5 protein-coding genes are annotated in these 4,722 nt (G+C 38.4%); 2 read left to right on the forward strand and 3 right to left on the reverse strand.

Annotation, left to right across the window (positions count from 1 at the left end; translation table 11 throughout):
* The first annotated feature begins 102 nt into the window (after positions 1-102).
* Positions 103-555 carry a hypothetical protein gene (locus CK510_RS26500; protein ID WP_095724508.1) on the forward strand — a complete coding sequence of 151 codons (453 nt, stop codon included), beginning with the start codon at positions 103-105 and terminating at the stop codon, positions 553-555.
* 240 nt (positions 556-795) lie between these two features.
* On the opposite strand, the gene CK510_RS26505 is transcribed toward CK510_RS26500, so the two are convergent.
* Complete coding sequence (locus tag CK510_RS26505) at positions 796-1,248, reverse strand: Hsp20/alpha crystallin family protein (RefSeq protein ID WP_095724509.1); 453 nt, start codon at positions 1,246-1,248, stop codon at positions 796-798.
* Positions 1,249-1,634: 386 nt separating this feature from the next.
* On the reverse strand, positions 1,635-2,450 hold the full coding sequence (locus CK510_RS26510; RefSeq protein ID WP_095724510.1) for a PEP-CTERM sorting domain-containing protein: 816 nt from the start codon (positions 2,448-2,450) through the stop codon (positions 1,635-1,637).
* Between the two features lie 754 nt (positions 2,451-3,204).
* Between CK510_RS26510 and CK510_RS26515 the strand changes: the two genes are divergently transcribed.
* The gene (locus CK510_RS26515; protein WP_095724511.1) at positions 3,205-3,825 is read left to right on the forward strand and encodes a DUF938 domain-containing protein; all 621 of its coding nucleotides are present in this window, start codon (positions 3,205-3,207) and stop codon (positions 3,823-3,825) included.
* 106 nt (positions 3,826-3,931) lie between these two features.
* On the opposite strand, the gene CK510_RS26520 is transcribed toward CK510_RS26515, so the two are convergent.
* Positions 3,932-4,597, reverse strand: coding sequence for a polysaccharide deacetylase family protein (locus CK510_RS26520; protein WP_095724512.1), 666 nt, complete (start codon positions 4,595-4,597; stop codon positions 3,932-3,934).
* Positions 4,598-4,722: the final 125 nt, after the last annotated feature.

Here is a 4,722-nt window from a genome sequence, read left to right on the forward strand (position 1 = left end):
GTTTTTACATTTTTAGGACTTAGGCAAAGAAACCCGTTTTCTATGCAAAATTGTTGTTTTGACGAAACCAAACATTAAACTACAAAATTGGAATAATTGAATATGGGTAGCATCAGATTTTCACGGCAAGTAGTTATTGGAATAGTAATTGCTTGTAGTGGTTTAGGGCAAATCATAAACCCAGCTTTTGCGTCAAAAACACCATCAAATATTACAGTTGTATCCAACAATGGAGATAACTTTGCAAACATGGTTCAGCGTGGAGAATCTGCCGCAATCAGTACAATTAGACGTAGTTTTTCTCGAAATTCGCGAACAAACCAAATATCATTGATTGTATTAGGCGATCGCAATGCTCAGAAAGTGCCAATGATGAGAATTAGTGTGACGCGATCGCAATGGCAGAGAAAGCCTAGAATCAAAGCTTGGACTAAATATTATCGTGATGCTGGAAAGATATTAGGTTTCCCGAATAATCAAATTACCGCAGCTAACCCCAGCAATGTACCCAAATCCAAACCAAATAATTTACAAGTAAGTCAAACGGCAAAATAATTGGGCTAGATAAAAAATTAGGACTTACGCACGTGAAGCCAAAAAACCAGTTTCTTCCTAGAAACTGGTCGTCAAAACAACAATTTTGCATAGAAAACGGGTTTCTTTGCCTAAGTCCTAAAAATGTAAAAACTTCCGATTTCTCTACAAACCGGAAGTTTTTGGTTTTTGCTGAATGTTGTGATTGAAGCTAATTATAATATCCCCAACTGTTCATTAAAATCGGGAATATCAAATTAATTAAGGACTATGTTCATCAAGATTCACTTTGACAACTTTGTTTTTTTCTTCTGAAGTTTTTGGCAATGTCAAATTCAAAATACCATCTTTGTATTCTGCCTTAACCTCAGTATTTTGAATGCGGGTAGATAGAGGAATTACACGCTGGAAATTACCATAGTGAAATTCGGTTTTAGTTACCCCATTTTCCTCAGTTTTACTTTCCTGCTTACGTTCACCACTAATGTAAACTGCATTTTCAGTCACTTGAACATCCAAGTCTTTTTTGTCTATTCCTGGTAATTCAAGCTTGAGATTGATTGCCTCCGAAGTTTCGGCGATTTCGACTGCGGGTACTTTGGCAAAACCACGTTCAAACAAATCTGATGGAGTCAGTACATCATCAAACAAACGGTTAAGTTGATGTTGCATTGTGTTCATTTCTTGCCAAGGATTCCAACGGACTAATTTCATAGTTGTATCTCCCGTTAACTCATGTAGATATTTGTTTATCTTTGGATTTCAGCGTTGTATTTACCGCTCACACTTTTATATTAATTAGACGCTAAAAATCTTAAATACGGTTTTCACAACTTTATCTTTTGATAATAACCGAACAAGAAAATATTACTAGACGGTTGATATAAACCGTATAAATATTGGTTCGGTTAATACTAGATTTCATGACTGTGATTTTTTATTCTTTCTTCTCACAGTAGAAAGAATGGAGATATAAATAAAAAAGGATTGAACTTACATTCAATCCTTTGATTTCCAATGACTATATATGAGAAATAGATATCAGAATGCAGTTGAGAAAGTTGATTGAGGAGAGAAATCAACTTCTCGGTATCTGGCAATTATGCAGTTTTTTGCTTCTTGCGACTACGAAGTAACATCCCACCAACACTAGCTAAACCTAAGACAACACCAGGTTCGGGAACGCTTGCAGTATATGCACCTTTACCGATACGGAATGTGTGGTTATCAGTTTCAAAACCACCACCATCCAGTTGAGAAATTACAATTTTGTCGAAGTTATCATTTAAACTTGTGGAAAAGAACTCGAAGAAACCATTTGTTTGACCACCATGCTGTTGAGCTGTTGTAGGAGCGAGTTTAGTTAAGATATCAAAAGTTAAGGTACTAGCAACCTGGGCAATACCTTTACTATCTTTATAATTTAAACTTACTGCATTCCCTCCATTAAAGAATTGTAGGGTATTACCGATACTTAAAGCACCTAAGTTCAAGCCGAAGTAATTGAAAGTGTCACCTTTTTTGGCTGTTTCAACAATCAAATTTTTACCTTTAAATACTTGTGAGTACTGTGATGTATTCTTCTCTCCCTTTACTCCAGCAGGTGCCCATTGAATTTCTGGATTATCAAGTGTGATAATTCCGGTCTGTGTGTTACTGCCAGAATAACTGTATTTTACTTTATCATTGCCTGGTAACTCGCCATTCTTAACCTTATTAAAATCGAATGTTTCGTAACCTTCTTGATTAACACCGGCAGAGAAAGAACCTTCATTTGTGACATTGGCATCGCGGTAAGTACCAGAACTATAGGTCATACCCAAAGCATGAGCAGAACCAGCATTACTTACAGTTGCGATCGCAGTAGCAGCAGTAGATAGAAGAGCGATTGAAAGAGCTTTTTTTGCTAATAACATTTTAAAAATCCTTGGCTTCTCGTTTGACATTTTTGTTTTCGATAAGCCCATTGTGCTTCGTGCTTCTAGATTTCAACACCAGGATGATTACTGCTTTATTCGATTTTCTTTTTCTGGGAGATAAATGTGATTTATGTAACTCTATTTATTAAAAAATCGAGAGAATTTACTGATGTTATGCTCTATTCTCTCCATTCATTTGTGTAGAAACTGCAAAGCGATCGGTGCTAAATTGTAAACAAACTTTATTTATGAAAGGTACTAGTTTGTGCTTTGCTTGTAATTTATATTTGTAGGCTTCTAAATCAAGAATAAGATAAAGAACAGTCAACCGAATGAGGACTTACGCACAAGAGACAGCAGAATCCAGAATTCAGGAATAGGGTAGTCAGAAGTAAAAAAAACTGTATATATTGGCTTTTATAGCGGTTCTCACTTGCATCCAATACAATGACCTAACCCCCAACCCCTTCCCTACAAGGATACTGTTGGCTAATTGTTGAGGGGTGAAGACCCTCACCCTCTCGTTAACAGGCTCCAGCCTGGTAACGCGCTTTTGGAGGCTCTGCCTCCAGTTAGATTTGAGGCAGAGCCTCAATCGCTGCATTCCTTGCCAGAGGCAAGGAACGAGGAAAATGGGGTTCGACCCATCATTAATTCGCCAACAACATCCTACAAGGGAAGGGGAGCAAGATAAGCGTATTTCATTCATATGAAAACCGCTATATGCCCAATCCCCAATGCCCATTAACCAATGAGTAATAAACAATTCGCACCAGCAACTCAACGTAATCGCGAGGCAATATTAGAGGTGCTTTTGCAAGTGCTACCAAGCAGAGGGACTATTTTAGAAATCGCAAGCGGAACCGGGGAACATGCAACATACTTTGCACCAAGTTTAAAACCGCGAAAATGGCTACCTTCCGATCCAAGCGCGATCGCACGGGATAGTATTGCTGCATGGTTACAGGAATTACCATCTGAGAATCTTTATCCACCGATTGAACTTGATGCGAGTTTGCCTGTGTGGAGTCTGGAATCAATGGATTTACAAGACTTAGAGATTTGTGCGATCGCGAATATTAATATGATTCACATTTCTCCGTGGCAAGCTTGTTTGGGACTAATGGCAGGTGCGAGGAGAATTTTGCCTAGTGGCGGTATTCTATATATGTACGGTCCTTACAAGTTGAATGGTAAGCACACTGCACCTAGTAATGAGGCATTTGATGCGTCACTGCAAATGCAAAATCCTGAGTGGGGAGTACGGGATTTAGATGATGCGATCGCAGCAGCAAAAGCCCAAAATTTGACTTTAATCAAGACTGTGCAAATGCCTGCTAATAATTTATCGGTGGTATTTCAACGAGATTAATCATCTTTTTTCCCAAAGACTAAGCTGTTTCGTATTTAAGTCATATAATCTAAATTATTTTATACTTCTTGTGGGGTGGGCATCCCTGCCTACCTTAATATATGATTTAGGTGCTTTTTAGCTTATCAATTGTGACAAATTTATAACCTTGGGCTAACAATTGTGGTATCAAGGTTTCTACTGTGGTGGCTACGTCTTGTCCGCCAAAATAGCCATCATGTAGTACTATGATTGAGCCATTTTGAACTTGATTTAAAACCCTCTTAACTACGATATTTATGCCCGGTTTAACCCAATCTTCCGGAACAACACTCCACATCACTGGGCGATAATTCCACTGTTGTAATAGTTTTAATGTTTTGGGGGTGAAAAAACCATTTGGTGGACGAACATCGCGGATTTTTTCGGGTGGGATATTGCAGGTTTGAGAAATGACGCTTTGAGTTTTTTCGAGACTATTACGCAATTCTTGGGGAGAAAGTAAGGGAAAATTATGATGTTCGTAACCGTGTAAACCAATCCAGTGGTTGCGACTCGATACCATTTTAGCGGCTTCGGGAGCGCGGTTGACACATACACCCAACCAAAAGAAGCTAGCAGGGATTTTGTAATGGTCTAAAACTGCGAGTAATTTGGGTGTATATTCTCTATGGGGACCATCATCGAAGGTGAGGGCAATATTTTGAGAATTGGGATTTCCTATCCACAGACAATTAGGAAAGCTTGGTTTGAGAATTTTATAGATAAATGGGTATAGGGGAGCAAATTGCATCATTTTTCTTTTTTCTGATTAATTACATCCCACATTCCGCACTTCATAAGAGTGTTCCAAGTAAAAAAGTGCCCAATTGTCATGCTGAATGGAGCGAAGCGCAATGAAGCATCTCTGTCTATTAC

This window comes from Brunnivagina elsteri CCALA 953 (assembly GCF_002289455.1).
In the GTDB taxonomy this organism is placed as follows: Bacteria; Cyanobacteriota; Cyanobacteriia; order Cyanobacteriales; family Nostocaceae; genus Brunnivagina; species Brunnivagina elsteri.